Source organism: Pedobacter agri PB92 (assembly GCF_000258495.1).
Classification (GTDB): Bacteria; Bacteroidota; Bacteroidia; order Sphingobacteriales; family Sphingobacteriaceae; genus Pedobacter; species Pedobacter agri.
Genome location: NZ_AJLG01000052.1, coordinates 1 through 20987, shown reverse-complemented (window position 1 = coordinate 20987; position 20987 = coordinate 1). Strand labels below are relative to the sequence as shown.

General features: G+C 37.9%; 21 protein-coding genes and 1 pseudogene. 12 read left to right on the top strand and 10 right to left on the bottom strand.

What is annotated here, in order from left to right; translation table 11 throughout:
- The first annotated feature begins 51 nt into the window (after window positions 1–51).
- The 3 genes from ON09_RS09710 (at window position 52) to ON09_RS09700 (ending at window position 2292) form a co-directional block, all read left to right on the top strand.
- Complete coding sequence (locus ON09_RS09710; protein ID WP_010600868.1) at window positions 52–528, top strand: hypothetical protein; 477 nt, start codon at window positions 52–54, stop codon at window positions 526–528.
- A gap of 81 nt (window positions 529–609) precedes the next feature.
- Window positions 610–1104: a GNAT family N-acetyltransferase gene (locus tag ON09_RS09705; RefSeq protein ID WP_010600867.1), complete on the top strand. Its 495-nt coding sequence runs from the start codon at window positions 610–612 to the stop codon at window positions 1102–1104.
- 87 nt (window positions 1105–1191) lie between these two features.
- Window positions 1192–2292: an acyltransferase family protein gene (locus ON09_RS09700; RefSeq protein WP_010600866.1), complete on the top strand. Its 1101-nt coding sequence runs from the start codon at window positions 1192–1194 to the stop codon at window positions 2290–2292.
- Between the two features lie 47 nt (window positions 2293–2339).
- Here ON09_RS09700 and ON09_RS09695 read toward each other — a convergent pair whose 3' ends face one another.
- From ON09_RS09695 to ON09_RS09685, 3 genes are all read right to left on the bottom strand, one after another.
- On the bottom strand, window positions 2340–3644 hold the full coding sequence (locus tag ON09_RS09695) for a M20/M25/M40 family metallo-hydrolase (RefSeq protein WP_010600865.1): 1305 nt from the start codon (window positions 3642–3644) through the stop codon (window positions 2340–2342).
- Between the two features lie 18 nt (window positions 3645–3662).
- The gene (locus ON09_RS09690; protein WP_010600864.1) at window positions 3663–5495 is read right to left on the bottom strand and encodes a M61 family metallopeptidase; all 1833 of its coding nucleotides are present in this window, start codon (window positions 5493–5495) and stop codon (window positions 3663–3665) included.
- 145 nt (window positions 5496–5640) lie between these two features.
- Window positions 5641–6765 carry a DUF4407 domain-containing protein gene (locus tag ON09_RS09685; RefSeq protein ID WP_010600863.1) on the bottom strand — a complete coding sequence of 375 codons (1125 nt, stop codon included), beginning with the start codon at window positions 6763–6765 and terminating at the stop codon, window positions 5641–5643.
- A gap of 127 nt (window positions 6766–6892) precedes the next feature.
- On the opposite strand from ON09_RS09685, the gene ON09_RS09680 reads away from it, so the two are divergent.
- A complete protein-coding gene (locus ON09_RS09680; RefSeq protein ID WP_010600862.1) occupies window positions 6893–7210 on the top strand; it encodes a rhodanese-like domain-containing protein in 318 nt (105 codons plus the stop codon).
- A gap of 167 nt (window positions 7211–7377) precedes the next feature.
- The gene (locus ON09_RS09675) at window positions 7378–7575 is read left to right on the top strand and encodes a DUF6358 family protein (RefSeq protein ID WP_029204248.1); all 198 of its coding nucleotides are present in this window, start codon (window positions 7378–7380) and stop codon (window positions 7573–7575) included.
- Here ON09_RS09675 and ON09_RS09670 read toward each other — a convergent pair.
- Entirely contained in the window at window positions 7553–8584 is a 1032-nt protein-coding gene (locus ON09_RS09670; RefSeq protein WP_029204247.1) for a dipeptide epimerase, read from the bottom strand. The genes ON09_RS09675 and ON09_RS09670 overlap by 23 nt on opposite strands.
- Before the next feature lie 82 nt (window positions 8585–8666).
- Between ON09_RS09670 and ON09_RS09665 the strand changes: the two genes are divergently transcribed.
- Entirely contained in the window at window positions 8667–9803 is a 1137-nt protein-coding gene (locus ON09_RS09665) for a hypothetical protein (RefSeq protein ID WP_010600860.1), read from the top strand.
- Window positions 9804–9902: 99 nt separating this feature from the next.
- On the top strand, window positions 9903–10886 hold the full coding sequence (locus tag ON09_RS09660) for a hypothetical protein (protein WP_010600859.1): 984 nt from the start codon (window positions 9903–9905) through the stop codon (window positions 10884–10886).
- 1 nt (window position 10887) lies between these two features.
- Here ON09_RS09660 and ON09_RS09655 read toward each other — a convergent pair whose 3' ends face one another.
- From ON09_RS09655 to ON09_RS09645, 3 genes are read right to left on the bottom strand one after another with little or no spacing between them, the layout of a single operon-like run.
- The gene (locus tag ON09_RS09655; RefSeq protein WP_010600858.1) at window positions 10888–11508 is read right to left on the bottom strand and encodes a rhomboid family intramembrane serine protease; all 621 of its coding nucleotides are present in this window, start codon (window positions 11506–11508) and stop codon (window positions 10888–10890) included.
- Window positions 11509–11512: 4 nt separating this feature from the next.
- The gene (locus tag ON09_RS09650; RefSeq protein ID WP_029204246.1) at window positions 11513–13252 is read right to left on the bottom strand and encodes a M14 family zinc carboxypeptidase; all 1740 of its coding nucleotides are present in this window, start codon (window positions 13250–13252) and stop codon (window positions 11513–11515) included.
- Between the two features lie 31 nt (window positions 13253–13283).
- Window positions 13284–14015, bottom strand: coding sequence for a hypothetical protein (locus ON09_RS09645; protein WP_010600856.1), 732 nt, complete (start codon window positions 14013–14015; stop codon window positions 13284–13286).
- Between the two features lie 59 nt (window positions 14016–14074).
- Here ON09_RS09645 and pepT point away from each other — a divergent pair, with 59 nt between their 5' ends.
- The gene (pepT, locus tag ON09_RS09640) at window positions 14075–15328 is read left to right on the top strand and encodes a peptidase T (RefSeq protein ID WP_010600855.1); all 1254 of its coding nucleotides are present in this window, start codon (window positions 14075–14077) and stop codon (window positions 15326–15328) included.
- Between the two features lie 63 nt (window positions 15329–15391).
- Here the strand turns inward: pepT and ON09_RS09635 are convergent, their stop codons facing one another.
- Window positions 15392–15721: a hypothetical protein gene (locus ON09_RS09635; RefSeq protein WP_010600854.1), complete on the bottom strand. Its 330-nt coding sequence runs from the start codon at window positions 15719–15721 to the stop codon at window positions 15392–15394.
- A 169-nt stretch (window positions 15722–15890) separates the two neighbouring features.
- Here ON09_RS09635 and ON09_RS09630 point away from each other — a divergent pair, with 169 nt between their 5' ends.
- Window positions 15891–16757 carry an aldose 1-epimerase family protein gene (locus ON09_RS09630; protein ID WP_010600853.1) on the top strand — a complete coding sequence of 289 codons (867 nt, stop codon included), beginning with the start codon at window positions 15891–15893 and terminating at the stop codon, window positions 16755–16757.
- 53 nt (window positions 16758–16810) lie between these two features.
- Window positions 16811–17776, top strand: a complete 966-nt coding sequence (locus tag ON09_RS09625; RefSeq protein WP_010600852.1) for a COG2958 family protein — start codon at window positions 16811–16813, stop codon at window positions 17774–17776.
- A gap of 149 nt (window positions 17777–17925) precedes the next feature.
- On the opposite strand, the gene ON09_RS09620 is transcribed toward ON09_RS09625, so the two are convergent.
- Window positions 17926–19314 (bottom strand): Gfo/Idh/MocA family protein, encoded by a 1389-nt coding sequence (locus ON09_RS09620; protein ID WP_010600851.1) that lies wholly within the window; start codon window positions 19312–19314, stop codon window positions 17926–17928.
- A 25-nt stretch (window positions 19315–19339) separates the two neighbouring features.
- Entirely contained in the window at window positions 19340–20197 is an 858-nt protein-coding gene (locus tag ON09_RS09615) for an endonuclease/exonuclease/phosphatase family protein (protein ID WP_010600850.1), read from the bottom strand.
- Between the two features lie 144 nt (window positions 20198–20341).
- Here ON09_RS09615 and ON09_RS24220 point away from each other — a divergent pair, with 144 nt between their 5' ends.
- Together ON09_RS24220 and ON09_RS24795 are read left to right on the top strand one after the other, a co-directional pair.
- Window positions 20342–20776 carry an ester cyclase gene (locus ON09_RS24220; RefSeq protein ID WP_010600849.1) on the top strand — a complete coding sequence of 145 codons (435 nt, stop codon included), beginning with the start codon at window positions 20342–20344 and terminating at the stop codon, window positions 20774–20776.
- Window positions 20777–20885: 109 nt separating this feature from the next.
- Window positions 20886–20972: pseudogene (locus ON09_RS24795) on the top strand (VOC family protein); the annotation flags it as partial.
- Between the last annotated feature and the right edge of the window lie 15 nt (window positions 20973–20987).

Genomic DNA, 20987 nt, shown 5'->3' with positions numbered 1-20987 from the left:
AAAAATCCAAAATCGTCATTCTAAAATCTTAAATTAGTTTATCTTCGCAGTATGTCATCACATCACATTGTAAAAGAAAAACAGGAGCCAGCCTTGTATATCGATGAGCTTGGAAATTTCAATGAAGAATATTTAGGTCAGCTTTTGGAGTGGAGTCCGACGCTGTTAGTGAATGGCGAAAACTATGAAAAAATCTTTTCTCTTGGTTTAAAAGTAGACGTTTTGGTGAATGGAAGCAACCAGGAAGTTCAGGAAGATACCAGAATAGTTCAAGGCCCGGTTGATGCTTTGATGGTGGCGATAAACTTTTTATACGAACAAAAATATCCTGCTGTAAATGTGATTACAAGGAAATTCGATCTGGAAAAGTTTGCCGGATTTGAAGATAAAATTAACATAGTGGTATTTACCGAAAGGGCTAAACACTATCCCATCAAATCGGGTTTTTCGGTATGGAAACCTTCCGGAAGTCAGTTTTTTAATTCATGGCAACCGCTACCTCGAAGTTACCAATCTGATGCAAAATGAAGAGGAAGTTTTTGAAGTGGTGAATGATGGTTTTGTAGAATTTACTTTCTCTGGTCAACCAATATTTATTAGTGAACCCTTATGATTACCATTAGAAAAGCCAAAGAGCAAGATATAGAAGTCATTAGAGATATTGCTGCGGCAACCTGGCCATCAACCTATCTTGACATTATTGGGCAAAATCAAATTGATTACATGCTCGACAAAATGTACAACAAAGGTGAATTGCTCAATCAGCTCATGGAAGGCCATATCTTTTTGATTGCTGAAGACAATGAAAATCAATTTGGTTTCGCTGGATATTCCATTGTTGATCATGAAGAACGAATTTACAAGCTGCATAAACTTTATGTTTTGCCTTCTGCTCATGGAAAAGGCGTGGGTAAAATACTGATTAATGAGGTGTTCAATCAGGTTAAAGATTCAGGTGCTTCTGCTTTACAGCTCAATGTGAACAAGCACAATAAAGCGAAAGATTTTTACCTAAAAGGAGGATTTACCATCAAAGAATCGGTAAAAATTGATATTGGCGAAGGTTATGTAATGGACGATTATGTAATGGAGTACCGATTTTGAATTTATAAGCAACAATATTAACACAATTGATAAATCCCTTTTCAGGCGTCAGCTAAATCGTTATACTTACATTCCTAACCATACGGAATGCATACTTATCCTACTAACCAAATTCAAACGAAACAACATTTTCTAATACTCGATGGATTGCGTGGCGTTGCAGCCATATCGGTAATAGTTTATCATTTCATGGAGTTCGTGGTGCCCGATTATCACAAAAACTTTATTGCTCACGGACATTTAGCCGTCGACTTCTTCTTTTGTCTTTCCGGATTTGTTATTGCTTATGCTTATGATCACCGTATTGAACAGATTGGGATAACGAATTTTTTAAAACTGAGGTTTATACGCCTACATCCATTGGTCATCATCGGCGCTATTATTGGATTAATCACATTCATTTTTGATCCATTTAGCAACCTTTATTCACAATATGCTGGAAGCAAGACTTTACTCATGTTTGTCACCTCCTGTTTGTTAATCCCATTTCAAATGGTACCAGAACTTTATTTTAATTTCTTTCACTTAAATCCGCCAACATGGTCGTTGTTCTGGGAATATATTGCAAACATCTTTTATGTACTTGTTCTATTTAAACTCAAAAATAAAATTATTTGGATTTTAGTTGCAGTTGCCGCCATTTTATTATGCTATGAAACATACCTTTCTGGATATTTGGGTGTCGGTTGGGGCGGCGATAATTTCTGGGGCGGTGGAATCAGAATTTTTTACTCCTTTCTTGCAGGAATGCTTATTTACAGATCAAAATGGATTATAGCATCAAAACTTTGCTTTATCAGCATGAGCTGCCTATTGCTGCTGGCTTTCCTGATTCCATTTGCAGATCAGTCGAACTATTTTGCAGATCCAATTACGGTATTACTGTACTTCCCTTTATTAATTTCGCTTGGAGCAGGCGCAAGTTTATCTAAAGGTTTAACTAAAATTTGTAAATTCTTGGGCGATATTTCTTACCCGCTGTATATGATCCATTATCCGTTTATGTGGCTGTTTTTAAGTTATATCGAAGCGAACAAACCTACTATGCGTCAAATGGTTGTGGCCATCCCTGTGGGTACAATTTTATTAATTGGCCTTTCATATTTGGTGATGGTCTTTTTAGATGTTCCGATACGGAATTACCTGAAGGGAAAAATGTTAGGTAAAAAGCTAACACATCAACAATAGGTCGATCGATATATAATACAACCATTGTTGATGTGTTTTTAATCTCACTACTTTAACTTCGGTATCCTTGTTGGTGTATCGGTTCCATTAACAATTGAAGTTGCGCTTTTGGCAATGGCCTTGATGGTCGATAAAATATTTTCTACATCTAAAGTGCTATACTCATCTTTTACCGTGTGATAAAACTTGTCTACATCAATCTGATCTGTACTGATTGTATGTGCCGGAACGCCCAGTGCGGCTAATGTTGCGTTATCGCTTCTATAGAATAAATTTTGTTCGGTATAAGGATCTGGGTGGAAAGTGAACTCTGTTCCAGCTAAGTTTTTCTGTAGAATTTTCCCAAAATCAGATTTTTCGTAACCAGTAATGAAAGCCGTGTTCTTTCCAAACTTAGAATCTTTTCCAATCATTTCGATGTTGAACATGGCCACCACCTCATCAGGATTTAATTTACTCGAGAAATACTTTGCTCCAAAGCCACCGATTTCTTCAGCTGTAAAAGCCACAAAAATTAATGTGCGTTCATTATTCTTTTGTGCTTTGTAATATTTTGCCAAAGCAATCATCGCCGTTGTTCCGGAAGCATCGTCATCTGCTCCATTTGCAATGCTATCACCATTAACAGTTTTAATTACTCCTAAATGATCGTAATGACCGGAAAACACCACCAATTCTTTAGCTTTTGATTTTCCCGGAATCATTCCTGCAACATTAAACAAAGGCATTTTTGAAACTTTACCTTTTAAGGTTACAGTAAAATCATCGGCTTTAGTAGTACCCAACACAAAAACCTGAACCGCTGATTTTCCAGCGCCCAGGTCCTTTTCATCTAAAGTAGTTGGCTTATCGAAATAAGCTTTGTAGCGCTTAAAGTTCTCAGCTAACTTTTCATCCACCAAAATGATTTGGTTTTTGCCCGCTGAAAGCATTGATCTGAATTGATTTACAAAAGGCTTTTCTGGATCCATCATAACCACACTTGCATTGGATTTATCCAAAGTGATGTTTTCTTCATTTGCACCGGCCAGGATTACGTTTTCGGCAGCGATTTCTTTACCATCAATTTTAATGGTTTTACTTACGTTGGCCACCTGATATTTGTAAAAAGCCTGTCGGAAATTTTTCTCTCCGTTTAGCGGCTGTAATCCAATTTTTTTAAATTCGGATTCGATAAAAGTAGCGGCTTTATCAATTCCGGGAGAAAATGTCGCACGACCTTGCATCTCATCGCCACTTAAAGTTTTGATCAGATGATCGGCATAGTCTCTGGTAATAATTTTATCAATATTTTGAGCATTTACCTGTAAACCCGCCATCCCGACAAGTGTAACCAGCAATAATTTTTTCATTTTATGTTTATTAAGTTATTATTTAGATTTTACCTGCGAGTTTAACCAATTATCTCTGAAAGTTTGCATGGCCGGCGTTAAAGTTCCGCCGGTTTTTTCTATCGAAACGATCTCCAACACCGGATTCTCAGCAAAAGTTAACCTGGTTGATTTATTTTCTCCACGGTATTGGTATTTAATTTCTACCACATCGCCTGGTTTATGCGCCTTAGTCACCTGATCAATAACTGATGCGTTTACAGCTTCCTGCCCGTCAATACTCAAAATCACATCGCCCACATCTAATCCGGCTTGATAGGCTGGCGTTCCATTCGATGTTTGCTGTAAGGTCACTTTGCCATCTGATGTATTCAGATTACCAAAGCCAGCATAAGCCTGCCCGGGATTTGCTTTGCGCAATACCAAACCTGCATTTAGCAAAAGTTTGGCATAATCATTTTTCTCCTTTCCGTAAACGTATTTAACAAAAAAGGCTTTTGCAAATGAAGGGTTTTTAGTTAATTCGGACAAGGTTTTTTCCAAATCTGGAACAGTATAAGCGATCTCTGGTTTCCCGTAGGCTTTCCATAAAGCCCGCATGTAATCATCAAGCGTAAGCTTAAATTCAGATCGCAAAGTAAGATCTAAAGCCAAAGCAGTAGCAGCACCATAGGTATAATAAGAAAGGAAAATATTGCCTTTATTGGTTTGATCGATGGCTACGCCTGCATCAGCAAAAACAGCGTAACGGCTGGCTTCAATAGGTGAATAATTCTTTGCTCCCGGAGAATTTAAAACAGCATTGACCATTCCGTTAAAGGCTTGAATGGAGTTGTCAGCCGTTTTCAAACCTGCCCGGGTGAGCAATAAACCACCGTAATACTGCGTAAAACCTTCAGCAAGCCAAAGTTCGTCACTAATATTGGAATGCTCAAAGTTAAAGGGCTCAAGTGTTTTCGGGCGTAAACGTTCTACGTTCCAGCTGTGAAAATATTCATGGGAAAAGGTGCCCAGTAAATTGGATTCGTAACCTTCTATTTTTGGAGTGCGCTGGACAATAGAGGTTGAATTTCGATGTTCCATACCATCGCCGGCATTGGCAGGGTAAACATCATTCAGAAAGTAATAATTTCCATAATCATACACCGGAAAATCTCTCCAAACCGCATAATGTTCATCAACCATTTTCTTTAACATGTCTGCATATTTGTCTACAGCCGTCTGAGTATCATTAGAATGCGCAATCAAATGAATGGTTTGTACCTTGCCATCATGGTTTTTAACTTCCCATTTTGCAGTTTTATAATTGGCAATCTCAATCGGACTATCCATAAAATACTGGAAATTTGGCGCATAGAAAGTGTTTTTACCCATCGGTTTTAATTGTGTGGCCACTTTCCAGTTTTGTTTTTCTGCATATTTAAATTCAACCAAACGTGGTCTTGCATCCATCCCTACCGGAAAAGCAAAAGTTGCAGGAATGTTCATGTGTGCATGGGTTTCATCAAAGCCTGCGTAAGTTCCGTCAATCCAGTTGCCAAATAAAGTATACGTGATTTTAACGGCATTTCCATGGGCTGGAATTTCATAAACATCGCCGGCGGTTTGTTTAATAAACAATGCTTTTCCACTGGCCTCAAATGCTTTAAAATTATAAACGTTTTTGCCGAATTCATGCGTGGCATAACGCCCCGGAGATGACCTGCTCATTCTCACTTTTAAATTTCCTGCCGGAACATTCGGAATCTCCATCGCAATTTCTGCTTCATGATGGATGGCGTTTGGAAATGAAATTACATACCGGACTTCATTTTGAGCAAACGCACAAAATGATAATGCACTGCATAATACAGCACCTAAAATTTTCTTCATAAAAAAGGTTTGATGGGCTAATTTAACAAGAATGTAAGAGTATGATGTAAAAATGTATGAAGTAAGATGTAAAATGCTTGATGGATTGATCAGGAATCACTTTTCAGCTACTTCACACCATTTCGCTTCCAGTATTTATCTTCTGTTATTCCTTATCCCAATCGTATTTCTCCAAATCGCGGTAAGCTTTACCTTTTATAATTTCCTTTTGTTTAGATGATTCAGCATCAACCCTTGTTTCATGAACATTATCGGCCACTTCGAAATAAAAATCCTTATCTTTTTTGGATTGATAGATGGAAATTTCATCCGTATCAGCAGTAGCAAAGTCGTAGGGACCACGAGCGCTCATCAGCTTCACAAAAACAGGCAAACATTCAAAGAAAATAAAAAGTAGACCGATAAAAGTAACGGCAATGGCTGTGTTATCATCTTTCGATCCATCGACATTAAACTTGAGTTGCCCCAAAGCCCAGTTCCGATCGGCAAATCCAGCGATATCGGCCAAACTGTCGAGTTGTTTTTTAGTGTACAATTTTTCGTTAAACAGCCCATCAAATTCCTTGCGTTTATCTACAAAAACTTCTGATTTATTGATATTAGCTTTTAACGAATCGAGCTCGGCCTCACGTTGTTTAATTTCTGCTTCCTTACGTTTCGCATAGGGTCCATAACCCATCACGCCGGAAGTTTCGGTAGTTTTATTGCCAAAAATTTCGAAGTTCAATTTTTGGCGATCGGCTTTAATCCCTTTTTCTAATGAATCGCGGGTTGCCTTTTGTTGGTTCAGGCGGCCAAACTCAACCTGATATTTTTTTTCAAAAGCCTTGTTTAAGGTATCAATTTTTGAACGTTGTCCATTAAGATAACTTACCTTCAAACGTTCTTTAATTTCTTTATCAAAGATTTTCAATTCAATTGGCCGGGAAATTACCATACCAATCATAATGGCCAATAAAATACGTGGTGTAGCCTGTAGAAGTTGTTTATTGGTACTGGCACTTTTATTAATGCTGGCCACAATGTATCTATCCATATTAAAAATGGCAGCTCCCCATAAAAAGCCAAAAATGATCGCGAAAATTAACGCTAAATCATCGCCTTTAAAAACGAAATACATGGCATATCCGCCAGAAAGTGCGGCAAATAACCCAGTAAAAAAGATGGTGGCACCAATGCCGGTATATTTATTTTGTTCTGTAGGATACTTTTCCAGTGTAGGGATATGTGCGCCAGAACAAAACCAGAAGAAACGATTCAGTTTGTCCATTGTAACTATTTATAATTAAACGCTTAAGGGTAACAGTTGTTACAGTTTTGATTAAAATATATGGCATTTTTTTGATGATGGGTGTAAAATTGAATTTCCTATATTTGCATAAACACAAAATTTCAAAATGAAAGAGATATCGGTACAAGAACTAAAAGAGAAAATCGACAATAAAGAAGATTTTCAATTAATCGATGTTCGTGAAACATTCGAATATGAAGTTTCTAACCTTAACGGAGAAAACATTCCATTGGGTGGAATTCTAATTGAAGCCGATAAGGTTTCTAAAGATAAACCAGTAATTGTTCAATGCCGCAGTGGCAAAAGAAGTGCTGCAGCAGTAATGCAGTTAGAAGCACAATACGGTTACGAAAATTTATACAATTTAAAAGGTGGTATTTTAGCTTGGCAAGAGGCTTTTGATCCGAATATGCCTGTATATTAAATTAGTGAATTAGTGAATAAGCGGATGAATGAGTTTTGAATGGCGAATGTAAGAACAGAGCGCTTATTCAGAATTCAGCAGTAATCAATATTATTCACTAATTCATTTCTTTACAAATTATCCAATTCACCCATTCAACCCCCTCACTCATTCAATCAATTCCAATTGTGGGTAAAAAATTCGCACTAAATATCTTTTACAATCTCGCCATTATCCTTTCCATTTTAGGAATTGTATGGTGTTACAATAATCACAAACCACTTCCTGGTGGATTTCTAGTTGGCGTAGCAGCTTGCTTCGCTTATTTCAAGTACCAGTTGATGAAAGATCTTCGCAAAAATTTTAAAGAAAAAGATCAGAAGTAACGCCTTCCAGTCCTAAACCTGGTTGGTTATTTAAAACATATTTCCCATCAACAAACTCAGGATCGGTAAAAGGGTTATTTGTGGTTAACCAAGGCCCGTCTAAATCTGCCCAGTTACAAAGTGGTGCTAATGCCGCAGCCGCCAGGGTAGCACAGCTGGTTTCACTCATGCAACCAATCAAAACGTTCATACCGAAAGAGCGGGCTTTCAAAATCATTTGATGGCCTTCATACATGCCGCAGCTTTTCATCAGTTTTACGTTAATACCATGGTAAGCACCTTTAAGTTTATCCATATCGGCCAAACGCTGAACGGCCTCATCAGCCAACAATGGAATCGGACTCCTTTCCGTCAACCAGGCATTCCCATCAAAATCTGTTTTATCCATGGGTTGCTCAATTAAAACAACGCCCTGATTGTGCAGCCAGTAAATTAAATCAATGGCTTTTATCCTGTCGCTCCATCCCTGGTTTGCATCTACATAAAGTGGCACATCAGTCATGCTGCGAATGGTTTCAATAATTTCGCGGTCATTGTCTCTGCCCAATTTCACCTTGATCACTTTAAAACCTGCGGCATCCTTCAATTTTTCGCGAATCACCTCAGGCGTATCAATCCCGATAGTGTACGAGGTAACAGGCATCTTTGATAAATCAGCACCATAAATTTGATAACAGGGTTGGTTTAAAATCTTTCCGTTAATATCATTCAATGCAATGTCAATAGCGGCTTTAATGGCTGGCTGGCCGACTGCAATACTATCGAGGTAAGCGATAATTTCTTCAAAATTAAATGGCGCTTTAAATGGAGATAAATCTACCTGCTTTAGAAATGCAGTGGCTGTTTCATAGCTTTCACCCATATATGGCACCATAGAAGCTTCTCCATACCCAGTTACACCTTCATAATTAATTTTTAAAAGCATTAATGGGGTGCTTGTTCGCGTAAACTTTGAGATGGAAAAGGGATGTTTTAATTCTAATTCAAATTGCTTGCAACTAATCTTCATTATCAATCGTCTAAATAATTAAATAGGCCGAATTTATCGCCTTACAAAGTATATTTGTTTATTAACGCCAATTATTCCTGCCATGAAAAACATTTCAAGATTACGGTATTTTATTTATTTATCCTTAATAATTTTAGGAGGATGTACCACAGGAAAAAACGCCTTACAGAAAGGCGATTACGATGCTTCAGTTGCTAAAGCCGTGAGCAGATTGCAAAACTCGCCAAAGAATAGCGAAGCCATGCAAGTGCTAAAAACGGCCTACGATTTAGCCCTACAGGATCATTTGCGAAAAATTAATGAAGCTAAACTTTCGAACGATTTATTTAGATGGGAATCGGTGATGTATGATTATCAAAAAATCAATCAACTGGCAGATGATATTAATAGCTGTCCGGCTTGTTTGGTACTGGTACCCAATCCTTCAAAATATGTGAAAGAGGTTGCTGAAAGCAAATTGAATGCAGCAGCGGCGAGGTACGAATCTGGATTAAGTTATCTTAATACCAACAATCGTTTATCGGCAAAGAAAGCTTATTACGAGTTTGAAAAAACACAAAATTTACAGCCCAACTATAAGGATGTTAAAAACAAAATGGAAGATGCTTACTGGGCTGCCGTAACTCGTGTGGTGGTTCAGCCCATCATTTTAAACAGAGGTCCGTATAAATTAAGTGCCGATTATTTTCAACAACAAATCGATCATTTTATCAGCAGCTATTCTAGAAATAAGTTTGTCATATTTTATGGAGAGGATCAAGCCACACAGCAAAAAATTGTTCCTGACCAGGTATTAAGTTTGAACTTTGATGATTTTGTGGTCGGACAAACCTATGTAAAAGAAAGGGTAGAAAAACTCAAACGCGATAGTGTGGTCATTGGCGAAACCCGAGATCGCAAACCCATTTACGGTACGGTGAGGGCTACGCTAAGTATTTTTGAAAAAAACATATCATCTTCAGGATTACTGGATATGAGTATCATGGATTGGCAAACGAAAAAAATTGTACGCCAACAAAAATTTCCGGGCACCTATGTTTGGAGGGATAGCTGGGCGAGTTACAAGGGTGATGACCGAGCATTGGATAAGCATCAATTAGCAATGACCAGAAGAAAAGAGATTTTACCGCCGCCACCGAGTGCGTTGTTTCTGGAATTTACGAAGCCCATTTACAGTCAGCTGGTTGATAACATAAGTGGTTTTTACAATAATTATTAGTGCGCTAGTTTCGGTCTGTGTCTCCACAGAACGGCGTATGGTAAAGTGTTGTAATCCCAGAGTTAAAATAAAATATCCTTATCAAGGCCTAAAAATATAATGGCTAATATTGCAGCGATGAATACTGGCTTATATAATCCTTTCCAAGGTTTCGACTTTCTGTACAAAAAATGTTTCTTAAGTGGCAACACTTTTAACTCACCTGTATTGCAGGTTCCGTTGATTCCGAGATGGTTATTGGAGCAGGCAGGCTTGACTGGGGAGGAACAAATCCAGTTTCTGGATGAAAGTATCCGCTCCTACAACACCTTGGTGATCCCGGTAAACAGCGAAGTTAATGAGCAGTTCATTAATCCTTTGGAAGATAAAATTGAAAAAGCTTTTGCAAAAGGTTATGATGCTGTTTCAGCCTTGCCCGAATTAGACCTATTCAATTGGATTGGGAAGTTTTTATATGGCTTTGTGTACATAGAAATGCATTCGGCTTTACGCAAGGAAATGACTGCCGATGGCCTGAACATGTCACAATCATTGATGATGAAGTTTGCTAACCTGAACTTCATGATGCAGAACTTATATACCAGCATCGAATTTGAAGATTTTACGCCCTGGTCGATTACAGTTGTTAAACTCGAAAACGAAGAAACGCCTTTTAGTTTCCGCGATGAAATTAATACGTTAACGTTTTCTTTAAAAATGAAAGATTTTGGTATTGTTGCCTGCCTGCAGGATAACGGAACCAACAAACGGTATCACCAGGAAATCATCAATGAAATAAGAGATAAAGCGTTAACGGCTGAACAGTTTGAAGAATTAACTGCCCGTTTTTATTATTCTGCCTATCTGTTTAACCGCTTGCCCGAATATACTTTTATGCCTGTGGAGGGTACCACTTACATTGAGGCGATGCCACTTCGAGGAAACATGACCAAGCCCCTGTTTGACGTATGGCAACATAAAATTTATGCCCAGGTGCTTGAAAATTTCTGGAAACCCTGGGGTTATGTTAAATTCGAAATCATCAAAGATCCTGATCACCCGATGAGCTTTTTTGAAAAGCCATGCTTACCGCAAGCGGGATAAGCTACATGCCTAGTTTGGCGGCAATGATGGAGAAGAAGTTTTGCAATATCCCTGGTACGAAAATAATGGTAAAAATTAATCCGGTTAAGGCACCAAAAAAGTGCGCATCATGATTAATGTTATCTCTCGAATTTTTTGAAGCATATACGCAATACACTAAATATAAACCTCCAAATATTACCGCTGGAATTCCAAATGGAATAAATAGAATGCCAATTTCAGCCATTGGATTAAACAATATAAAGCTGAATAAAACAGCGCTTATTGCGCCAGAAGCGCCCAAACTGTTGTAATGAAAATCATCTTTATGCCTAAAAACGGTAGGCAAATCGCTTAAAATCAAAGCCAGAAAATACATTAGCCCAAATTGCCAACTCCCCATCATTTGCTCTAAAGCAAAGCCAAAGGCATAGAAAGTAAACATATTAAAAAACAAATGCATCCAATCGGCATGGATAAGCCCACTTGTAATTAGCGTATAAACGTTTTGCCCTTTTGATACACTGTATGGATGCAGCATAAATTTGCCGTAAAGGCTTTGATCGTAAAAAGCGTAAAGGCTGGTTACAATGGTAAATACAAATATGATTGATGCTACTGGAGCAATGCTGAGGTATTCCATTTTCTTATTTTAAATCGAGCTTTACATCTGTTACCAAACGAGCCACCGGATATCTGTTGTGTGTTTTCTCGTAATAATCAGAATTTTTATACACAAAATCAAGTTGTGCGGCACCATTCTTCGCAAAGTCTGCATCCGCAGCCTTCTTAGCATCTAATTTATTTTTCAGTTCCGGATGATTCTTGAGTAATTCTGCTGCTGTATCTTCAAAAACATAGGCAGAGTAATGCTCCTTCATATCCAAAATAGAATCGAAAAAATTCCAGTTGAAGTATGAATCTGTTGCTTGTGGTTCCAGGGTTTCTACAATGAACCGGTTTGTTTTCTGATTTACATAAACCACAAAATCGCCAGCGTAGTATTGCAACGCATTTTGGACAGGATTTACAGTTACAGCAGAATGCAGGTAATGGCCTTCATACGGACGAGTGGCCGTTTTAAAATCGGTGATGTAATAACTTTCAACGCTAATTTTAGAATCTGATTTCAATTCTTCTATTTTAACATTGTTGAGTTTTAGCAAGGTAATTACTTTATCCCAGGCCTTCGGAATGATATAAGCAATAGGTTTTTTGATGGAAATTGCAGGTTCGTAGTTATTCCATTCTTCAATGATTTTAGTAAATGGTTTATTCCGATCGTAAAACAGACGATCAGTACCGCTCACTGCACTTGGCTTTTTGCCCGATTCGAAACCTTTAAATGGCAAATCGTTTTCAACAGATTTGTTTAACTTCCAGGCCAGGGGAAATTCTTTTTGAACTGCTACAAATTCATCCGCTTTGCATTTATTTTCCCCGATTATTTTAGCATCTCGTTGAACAACATCAATGTAAGTTTGCAAAAGCTTATAAGTGGCATCAACGCGTAAATCGTAGGATTTCAACATGTGCGTTTCAGGCATAAAACCTATCGTATTATGTAATGTAGTGTAACCTGTAGAGTAACGTGGCGATTCGATGAACCCAGCTATCCCGGTTTCTGGTATTTCCCCGAAAGCGTTCACATAAGGAATCATCGGATAACCTTTTTTCTCCATACCTGAATATAAATCTGGAACAAGCGTTTTGGTTAAGTAGCTTGATAAAATAGGATTCAGCTTATCTTTTTGGGTAGGAATAAGCGTCATCACATATTGATAGTCGGCTCCATTACTGGTATGCGTATCGACAAATATTTCCGGTTGCCAGGTATTAAAAATCAATTGAAAAGCAGCCGAATTTTTTGAATCCGTTTTAATGAAATCGCGGTTTAGATCAAGGTTTTTGCTATTTCCACGAAAGCCGTACGCCACCGGGCCATTCTGATTGGCTCTTGAGGTACCTGTCCTGTTGAAACTGCCATCAATATTATAAACCGGGATGATGCATACTACCACATCTTTGGGTAGCTGTTCGGCTTTTAAAAGATCTCTGGCCAACATCATTGAAGCATCAATTCCTTCAGGTTCGCCTGGGTGAATACCGTTGTTAATTAACAGAATACGTTTATTACTTTTTCTGATGGCAGCAGGATCAAAATTTTTATCTTTCGATAAAACTAAAAGATGCAGCGGCTTACCAAAATCAGTATTGCCATAGGTAATCAACTTTGCCTGGGGATAAGTTTTGGCAAGGTTTTCATAAAAAGTAATCGCCTGATTGTAGGTTGCCGTTTCGGTTTTACCACTAATTTCGAAAGGTGTTTTTTGTGCCATTGTTTTTAAAGTGATGAATAGGAAACACATGAAAAACAAATTTCTCATACAAAGTGATTTAAATAAAATGCAAAAAGGACTAGAAAAACTTACGGTATGCTTTAATATTTCCGAAGAAGTATTTTACGCCAAGACTATAAACATTAAAAGTATCCGGATCGTAGTTTCTAAACTTCGTCGGCGGATCGTTATAGCCGTCTAAACCTTCGCCGAAAGTAAAATTACTTTGTGCGTTAAAGTTAATTACATAACGAACGTATCCGTAACCATCATTAATGTAATAGTTAAGACCAAGATTAATTGGAACAATAAGATTTACACCTTTATCTACGCCAGGAAACGGTCCATAACCGGGATCTACAGCTGCCCAATCTGGTTTATAGCGTACAATGTCTGTAATATTGTTATTAATTACGCCAACACCCAAGCCAAGGTAAGCGCCTTTTATGGCTTCCCAAAAAGGTCTTCTATCGTAATTCACAAACTCACCAAGTTGTACTTTTAAGTTGGCCGTAACGCTGGTATATTTATTAACAAATTGTCTGTTATGCGGATCGGTTACAACATCACCACCCTGAACCATACCGTACTGCCCTTCCAGTCCAGCGGTAACAAATGGCGTAAAATGATAGTTGATTTCTCCTGCAGCTGTGTAACCCCAATTACCCTCAACTACATCAGTTTTTGAATAATTAGCGCCGCCACCTAATCCCCATGACCATTTAAAATAATTCGATTGAGCAAATGAAAATGTAACCAGGAATGAGAATAAAACAGTAAGTGATGTAGTCTTCAACGGGCTAAAGGTCATATCGTTTTTTTACAAAAATAATATGTTTATTGAATATCTATAACTTTTACCTTTGATTTATGAGCAAGTACACCAACTTTAACAAATCTTTGGAACAGAGATTTATCAAATATGCTAAAATAGATACACAGTCAGATCCTGCTTCTCCAACTTGTCCTTCAACAGAAAAACAAAAGAACCTGGGTAAAAATCTGGTTCAGGAATTATTAGAAATCGGCATTTCTGACGCGGAAATGGACGAAAATGGTTATGTTTATGGAACCATTCCTGCAACTTCTGAGAAAAAATTGCCTGTAATTTTTTTCTGCTCACACATGGATACCTCACCAGATTGCAGCGGAGAAAACGTTAAGCCGATTATTCATGACAATTATCAAGGCCAGGATTTAATCTTACCAGATGACCCATCTATCGTGCTCAAAATGGCAGAGCATAAGGATCTAAAACACCAAATTGGCAACGATATCATCACAGCAAGTGGTACCACACTTTTGGGCGCCGACAACAAGGCTGGCCTGGCTGCAATTATGGAGGCAGCAAGTTTCCTGATGAAAAATCAAACGGTAAAACATGGTACCATCAAAGTCCTTTTTACCCCTGATGAAGAAATTGGAAGGGGCGTAGATAAGGTAAATCTTGCAAAATTAGGCGCCGATTTCGGATATACGATTGATGGCGAAACGTTAGGATCAATTGAAGATGAAACTTTTTCAGCCGATGGGGCAGTATTATTGATCAATGGCGTGAGCACACACCCGGGTTTTGCCAAAGGTAAAATGGAAAGCGCAATCAAAATAATGGCTGATATCATCGCCGCTTTGCCGAAAGAGACTTTGACACCTGAAGCTACTCATCAAAAAGAAGGTTTTATTCATCCTGTAAGTTTTAGCGGACAGGTAGAACAAGCCGAAGCCCACTTCATCATCAGAGATTTCACCGATGAGAAATTAGCCGAACATGGGAAATTTTTAGAGGAAACAGTAAAAACGATCATGCGCAATTATCCGAATTCAACTTATTCTTTAGAAATCAAAGCCCAGTATCGCAACATGAAGCAGGTATTGGATAAATATCCTAAAATAGTTGAATATGGGGTTGAAGCAATTGAAAGAGCTGGCATAGTTGCAAAACCGCAAAGTATTCGCGGCGGAACAGATGGCTCTCGTTTATCATACATGGGATTACCTTGCCCCAATATTTTTGCGGGCGAACATGCTTTTCACAGCAAACAGGAATGGGTTAGCGTTCAGGATATGGAAAAAGCAGTGCAAACAATTATCAATATCGCGATGATTTGGGAAGAAAAGGGCTAAGTTATCCTGAAGTCTTTAGTCCGGAGTCGTGAGGTTTTCGACTTTGTACTAAAGACTTCATATTTAAAAAGATGCCTGACCGATTTCCAAATGACTGATTTTCCCTTCTTTTCCTAATTGGAATTTGAAAAAGGTTTTAAAATCGCCCCATTGGTCTGAATGGAAATTCCCGTAAACATCCAAGCCATTATTTTCTACCTTATCGATACTTGTAAAGCGCTCATGACCTAATGCTTTTTTAAAGAAATTATTAAACTGCATTTGGTTCCCATCATCATACAGCTGAACATCATCCGTAAACAACGTAAACCACGTTTTTGCGTCACCATTTTGGAGCGCAGTGATGGCGGCTTTAACTTTCGGATGGGATAATTTAGATAGATCGACAGGCATAACAATGCTATTTTTTTTGAGATAGACGCGACTCATCCCCAAAGTAATGAGCCCAAAATTTTAAAAGCAAAGCTAAAATTTTAAATGCAGCATGTTTGTTTAAGGGAATGAATCAAATTTAATAAAAATTGTTTCTAAACCACCACTATTTTGTTACTTTTAAAATGTAATGATAACCCTCGAAAACGATTATTTAAAAGTAAGCCTTAACGCTAAAGGAGCAGAACTTCAAGGTCTGTATAGTAAAGAAACTGAAATAGAATATTTGTGGAATGCCAACCCTAAATATTGGGCTAAGCATAGCCCGGTTTTATTTCCCATTGTTGGATCGTTAAAAGATGACCATTTTAAGTATAAGGGTAAAAGCTACGAGCTGCCCCGGCATGGTTTTGCCCGCGATCATGTTTTCGAAATTGAAAAAACAAGCAGTGCTGAAGCCGTTTTTACCTTAACGCAGAGCGATGAAACCCTGAAAGTTTATCCGTTTCATTTCAAACTGAAGCTGATTTATAAATTGATTGACAGGAAGCTGAACTTAACGTATGAAGTGATCAATACGGGAAATGAAACACTCTTATTTTCCATTGGTGCGCACCCGGCTTTCGCCGTTCCAAATACACCAAATACCAACTACGAGGATTATTACCTAGCTTTTAATACCGATGAGAAATTAACCTACTGGAAACTGGAGGATGGTTTAGTAGCCAATGAAACAGGAAACATTGAGCTGGATGGACATAAATTAAACCTTAAACATGAGCTGTTTTACAACGATGCGCTGGTTTTTAAAAACATGCAAAGCAGCTGTATCAGTTTGTTAAATAATAAAAACGATTACGGCTTACATTTTCATTTTGAAGACTTTCCGTTTTTCGGCATCTGGGCAGCAAAAGATGCACCATTTATTTGTCTTGAACCTTGGTGCGGCGTGGCCGATGGTGTAAACCATGATCATCAATTGCAACGCAAAGAAGGAATTACATCACTGGCACCTGGCAAAAACTGGGAACGCTTCTGGGAAGTAGAATGCTTTTAAAAAATCATTGAGCAATGCTACAAAATAGCTAATCAGTAAAACAAAAATAAAAAATGACAATAAAAGAAGCGATTTTGCAAAGCCTAGATGAGATTAATTCTTTAACCAATTATATGGAAATCTATAACCATATAGTCAAAAATAATTATTATGAGTTCGCAACTGCAAAAACTCCTGCTTCGACTATTTCTGCTTTATTAGGAGACTTCATTCGAAATGGAGATGCAAGAGTTAAGAGACTTAAGCAAACAGGAGGGACATATTCATATTATTTAACAAAACACGAGCAAAATATTGGTGTAGATGTTCTAAGTGGGGACGCAATGCCAGAAACTCAAATAAAAATTAATAAGCAAAAGACTTACGATGAAAGAGATTTGCATAAGCTTTTAAGTAGTTATCTTAAAAATACAGATACATATTCTAAGACAATCTTTCACGAACAATCAAACGGTAAGGACAATAATCAAATATGGACGCATCCTGATATGGTGGGGATTAAATTTCTTAATCTACAGACAAAAGCAAGTCAAAATTTCCTAAAATCTATAAATCGAGTGGATACTTTCAAAATGAGTTCTTATGAATTAAAAAGGGAAATTAACAGCGACAGTGAATTGAAAAAAGCTTTCTTTCAAGCAGTTTCAAATTCAAGTTGGGCAAACTATGGTTATTTGGTTGCGTTTGAGTTTAGTGACAGCTTAAATGAGGAAATGACCAGGCTAAATCAATCGTTTGGAATTGGCATTATTGAACTTAATGCTAATCCATACCAAAGCAAAGTTCTATTTCCTGCAACATATCGTGATTTAGACTTTAAAACAATTGACAAACTTTGTAAAATGAATGACAAGTTCAATAAATTCATCGAACAGACTGAAAAGCTTATGACTGCAAGTGAAAAATATGTTTCAGGAGCAGAAAAAGAGCTTGATGAATTTTGTGATGAATACTTCATAAATGATACAGACATTGAAAAATATTGTGTTGAAAAATACATCCCATTAGAGACAGAATAATCATGCCCCATATCATAGTACTATAAAAAGCTATGTAGAGTGGTTTTTGATTAGATGTTCTTAAAGGTTCAATCTTCGTTCGTTATTAATTGTATCTGGAACTTCGCCAAATTATAAAGAAGGAGCAATGAAAATTGCTCCTTTCCCGTTTAAATCTTTACGTCCATCACTTTTCCGTTTTTTCTGCTTGCCTCTGCCATAAAACCCATAATGTGGCTTTCTATTGATTCATCAATGGTTGAGGTAAGTAAGGCTGGATTTTGTTGAGCCACCGCCTGTACAAAATCCCGTACCAGCAACCAATCGCCACCACCATGGCCGCTATTTTTATAGCCATCTACATCTTCGGCTTTAGGTATAAACTTTGTTTCTTGTCTGGTTTTAAAATCATGCACAACCAACTCTGTCATGTCGCCAACCATATCACCCATGGAGCCCATTATTCTGGTTCGGCGATCATGGTAGGACGTAAATGCCTCCATTGAAAAATTTGCAGTTACACTATCGCTAAATTGAATGCTTGTAACATAATGATCAGGCTGATCATTGTCCATTTTATATACACAACGCCCATAATTAGTTGTTTTTAGCTTTTCCAAAACTGCTGCTTTCCGATCAGATGTACCTTCGGGAATATCTAAAACCGCTGTTCTCGAATTTCTGTCAACATATTCTTTAATGGCAGAATAAGGACAAGTCCGTTCTACGGCACAGCCATCCGTGCATCTGGCTGTGCTGCCTTCAGGTGCATTTTCTTTTTTGAACCACTTTAAATCGCCCATGGCCACAATACGTTGCGCTTTTTTGTTGATTACCCATTTCATGATATCTAAATCATGGCAAGATTTGGCCAGGATAATAGGTGTAGTTTGCTTTGAATTATGCCAGTTCCCACGTACATAAGAGTGTGCCATGTGCGTATGCTCAATAGGCTCAAAATGCTGAATGCTGATGACCTCACCGATGGCGCCTTTAGCCAGCAGCTCTTTCATCTTTACAAAATAAGGAGCGTAACGCAACACATGGCAAACGGCCACAATTCTTCCCGTCTTTTTTGCCAGGGCTAAAATATCGCGACATTCCTGCTCTGTTGGTGCAATTGGCTTTTCCAAAAGCACATCGTAACCCATTTTTAAAGCCTGCATACAAGGCTCGTAATGTAAATTATCAGGCATCGAAATAATCACGGAATCGGCCATTTTGGGCTTTTTAAAAACATCTTCCCAAGTATTGAATCTGTTCGCATCGATAATATTATGCTTTTTAGCGTATCGTTCATTTCTAAACGGAACAGGTTCCGCAACACCAACAATTTTAATCTGATCGGGAAACTTTGCTGCGAAATTACCATAAACCGTTCCCCGGTTTCCTGCGCCACAAGTTATCGCTGTAATGGGTTTATCCAAAGGCCGATGCAAGGGATGATCAGGAATGCGGTAACTGTAAGTGTTTTCAGCCAGCCGGGCCAGCACATCGGTACTTACCACTGTAGCGCCCAAACTCAGGCTTAAGGTTTTCAGTAAATTTCTACGATTCATATTTTAATTTGGTTAGTTCATGCTCTTACTTGTTCAACTGTAAAACCGCCAAAACAGGCAGATGATCAGATGCATAAGTTTCATTAATTACCAGGTGCGAAATCACTTTAAAGTTATTCCCTTTTTTATAAGCGATGTGATCAATGGTATGCCTTGGGTTCATTACCGGAATGGTAAAGCCGCAATTTTCGCAACTTCTTACAAATTGCTGATCAAAAATTTTGATGCTTTCCGAATTTGGATCAGCATTTAAATCCCCCGCCAGGATTAAGGGCAAAGTTTCTTTTTCCGTTAACCTGTTAATCTCTTTCACTTGCATCATCCGGTTTTCCTCAGGCCTTTGTGCATCCAGATGTGTAGAGGCAAAACGAATCTTTCTGCCATCTGGCAAGCTGGCTGTTCCCATTCCCAGAATCCTTGGTTCGGCTTTTGGATCTTGATTACTTGGAAGGCGATAAGTCTGAGGATCAGTTAACGGATACCTGGAGAGAATGGCCACACCATAGTCGCCTCCATCATGATCAATAGCTTTAAAGAAGTAAAAATTCATCTTGAGTTTGGTTGCTAAAACAACCGCTTCATTTATATTCCCCGATCGTTTCGTGTTCACATCGACTTCCTGCAAAGCCACCAAATCTGGCGATTGAGAAGCGATTACCTTTGCGATGGCCTCAATATCTATCAAACCTTCTTTTGATTTTGAAGGTGGATTAGCATGGTGAATGTTATAACTTAAAACCCTGATTTCATTTGGATTATTTTTGTTTATTGCCATTTTCGGAGAGCAGGCAACCAGTAATGCGAAGAGGAAAAAATGAAAATGGCGATAAGCTTTTCTATACATGTGAAGTTGTTTATATCCTAAATTAACAAATAAAAGCATTTGAAATGATTTGTAATATGATTTTTATCAAAATAAAACAAAACGGAAGCTGAATATGGTTAATCAACCGATTTTGAAATTAGAGAAACAACATTAAATCTACCTTGTTTAATGATTAAATCTTCAACAAAAAAGATAAGAGATATGGATAATCAAGTAGAGAAAAACAAGGCAATTTGCAAGGTATTTTTTGATGAGCTTTTCAATAACGCAAATTTAGATGCAATAGATCAGTTCGTGGACAGCGGTGTAAAGGTTCACAAAACGTTTCCATGGCAACGGGAAGGTGCAAAAGCTTTTTATGATACGATTGAGGTTTTCAAACTTGGTTTCAATGATTTAAAAATAAGGTTTGATGATGTATTAGGTGACGGCGATAAAGTAGTGGCCAAATTCACTGTAAGCGGAACCCATAAAGAAACTTTTCTAAACATTCCTGCAACAGGAAAAAAAGTTGAATATGAAGAAGTAAACATTGTGAGGTTTAGAGATGAAAAAATAATTGAGCACTGGGTGGTGGCAGATACCTACAGTTTAATGCAAACGCTTACAGGCGGTGAAGTTCATCAGTTAATTTAAAATTTTCCCATGTTATCGGGATGTCGTCAAAAAACACCTCTTTTTTGTCCGAACTGCACCCATTAAACCGTTTTTGGCTTTCATAACTTAGCATAAACAATAATAAGTTATGAGAACCATGCACCCTTATTTAAACTTCGACGGCCAGGCTGAAGAAGCTTTCAATTTTTATAAATCTGTTTTAGGTGGAGAATTTGCCTAGTGTGTACGT

Excerpts from the sequence above, each read along its gene's own strand:
- ON09_RS09710 (WP_010600868.1), top strand. The coding sequence starts at position 52 with ATGTCATCACATCACATTGTAAAAGAAAAACAGGAGCCAGCCTTGTAT.
- ON09_RS09705 (WP_010600867.1), top strand. The coding sequence starts at position 610 with ATGATTACCATTAGAAAAGCCAAAGAGCAAGATATAGAAGTCATTAGA.
- ON09_RS09700 (WP_010600866.1), top strand. The coding sequence starts at position 1,192 with ATGCATACTTATCCTACTAACCAAATTCAAACGAAACAACATTTTCTA.
- ON09_RS09695 (WP_010600865.1), bottom strand. The coding sequence starts at position 3,644 with ATGAAAAAATTATTGCTGGTTACACTTGTCGGGATGGCGGGTTTACAG.
- ON09_RS09690 (WP_010600864.1), bottom strand. The coding sequence starts at position 5,495 with ATGAAGAAAATTTTAGGTGCTGTATTATGCAGTGCATTATCATTTTGT.
- ON09_RS09685 (WP_010600863.1), bottom strand. The coding sequence starts at position 6,765 with ATGGACAAACTGAATCGTTTCTTCTGGTTTTGTTCTGGCGCACATATC.
- ON09_RS09680 (WP_010600862.1), top strand. The coding sequence starts at position 6,893 with ATGAAAGAGATATCGGTACAAGAACTAAAAGAGAAAATCGACAATAAA.
- ON09_RS09670 (WP_029204247.1), bottom strand. The coding sequence starts at position 8,584 with ATGAAGATTAGTTGCAAGCAATTTGAATTAGAATTAAAACATCCCTTT.
- ON09_RS09665 (WP_010600860.1), top strand. The coding sequence starts at position 8,667 with ATGAAAAACATTTCAAGATTACGGTATTTTATTTATTTATCCTTAATA.
- ON09_RS09660 (WP_010600859.1), top strand. The coding sequence starts at position 9,903 with ATGGCTAATATTGCAGCGATGAATACTGGCTTATATAATCCTTTCCAA.
- ON09_RS09655 (WP_010600858.1), bottom strand. The coding sequence starts at position 11,508 with ATGGAATACCTCAGCATTGCTCCAGTAGCATCAATCATATTTGTATTT.
- ON09_RS09650 (WP_029204246.1), bottom strand. The coding sequence starts at position 13,252 with ATGAGAAATTTGTTTTTCATGTGTTTCCTATTCATCACTTTAAAAACA.
- ON09_RS09645 (WP_010600856.1), bottom strand. The coding sequence starts at position 14,015 with ATGACCTTTAGCCCGTTGAAGACTACATCACTTACTGTTTTATTCTCA.
- pepT (WP_010600855.1), top strand. The coding sequence starts at position 14,075 with ATGAGCAAGTACACCAACTTTAACAAATCTTTGGAACAGAGATTTATC.
- ON09_RS09635 (WP_010600854.1), bottom strand. The coding sequence starts at position 15,721 with ATGCCTGTCGATCTATCTAAATTATCCCATCCGAAAGTTAAAGCCGCC.
- ON09_RS09630 (WP_010600853.1), top strand. The coding sequence starts at position 15,891 with ATGATAACCCTCGAAAACGATTATTTAAAAGTAAGCCTTAACGCTAAA.
- ON09_RS09625 (WP_010600852.1), top strand. The coding sequence starts at position 16,811 with ATGACAATAAAAGAAGCGATTTTGCAAAGCCTAGATGAGATTAATTCT.
- ON09_RS09620 (WP_010600851.1), bottom strand. The coding sequence starts at position 19,314 with ATGAATCGTAGAAATTTACTGAAAACCTTAAGCCTGAGTTTGGGCGCT.
- ON09_RS09615 (WP_010600850.1), bottom strand. The coding sequence starts at position 20,197 with ATGCTTTTATTTGTTAATTTAGGATATAAACAACTTCACATGTATAGA.
- ON09_RS24220 (WP_010600849.1), top strand. The coding sequence starts at position 20,342 with ATGGATAATCAAGTAGAGAAAAACAAGGCAATTTGCAAGGTATTTTTT.